Below are 1,129 nucleotides of genomic sequence, written 5' to 3'. Positions count from 1 at the left end.
CTCTTCCGATCTAGGGGAGGAGTTTGTTGAAGAAAACCACTCGACAGGTTGTTGAGTGCTATCATCTGTGTCCAGTAGGTCTAAGCCTAAAAGCCTCATTAATCCCAGATCCCGAATTCCAACTCGTAGCGGTTCAGCTTCTGTGCTTTGCCATTGAACCCAAGCCAAATCAGCTTCTTGGTTGTTCAGTTCAATCAAGGAACCCTGTCGAATAATTTTGAGCGGCGATTGAGAAGCTCGTGAAGAAGAATTCTCAACGCTAAATAGCACAGATAGAGCAGTACAGATAGCAATGTACTGAGTCAAACGGCCGAAGGATGGGAACATAGGAATAAAGTTCAGTTTGGCTTAAAGGTTAAATTTTTGAGAAGTCTGACCTTCAAACACCACAGACCTCTAAAGTCATAACAGACACCAACTCAGAGGTTAGAGTCGATGCTCACTCTACATTATGCTTTTTGGTATCCTAGTGACTACACAATCATGATGGCTTAAAGCATTGATGCGGCTTGTCGAGCGCGTGTTCTAGGTTACATAATTCATCAAGGTTGATCGGTTTAGATAATCTTGGATTACGTCTTTTTTTTCTGTACCGATGAGCTACTCCCGTGGCAATATCGCCTTTCAAAGAGGAATATTCTAAGGTGAAAGAAATTAAACCCGCAATTTCCAGCTCAACTCTGAGTCTATACCAACTGCAATTGACACTTAAATAGATATCTTTTTAGTGACTGCGCTGTTGGAAATTTTGCCAGTTTTTCTTTATCCTAAATTACTTACAATTTCTATCAATCTTCCGGTGTCGAGACTGCGATCGCAAGTTTAGCGCAGGTATCGTCGTCGGAAAAAACGGATCAACTGGTTACGGAGCAATAAGTCTATCAAGGCGTTGAGGTGTCGGGTTTGACTGAAATAGTTCCTCAACCCATCTGTAAAACTTTCATCTGTAGCCATTTTTGGCGCAGCAAGCGATTCCAAAGTTAGTTTAATCGACATTTGCGAAATGGATCATATCAACACAAGCGAGAATCAAAATCAACCGATGACCGGGGGGGAAATGCCGGAAACCTCTGCAATCAAAGGTTTTTCAAGTCACAGATTACTCCGCCGTAAAACGACGGAGCCTGCT

Annotated in this window: 1 pseudogene; it reads right to left on the bottom strand. The window is 42.5% G+C overall.

Annotated features, from left to right (window positions below):
* Positions 1–327, bottom strand: a pseudogene (locus M595_RS27760) (hypothetical protein); the annotation flags it as partial.
* Positions 328–1,129: the final 802 nt, after the last annotated feature.

The sequence above is a fragment of the Lyngbya aestuarii BL J genome, from assembly GCF_000478195.2.
Classification (GTDB): Bacteria; Cyanobacteriota; Cyanobacteriia; order Cyanobacteriales; family Microcoleaceae; genus Capilliphycus; species Capilliphycus aestuarii.
Note: the sequence above shows the minus strand (reverse complement) of the source record. Positions and strands in the feature narration are given on the sequence as shown.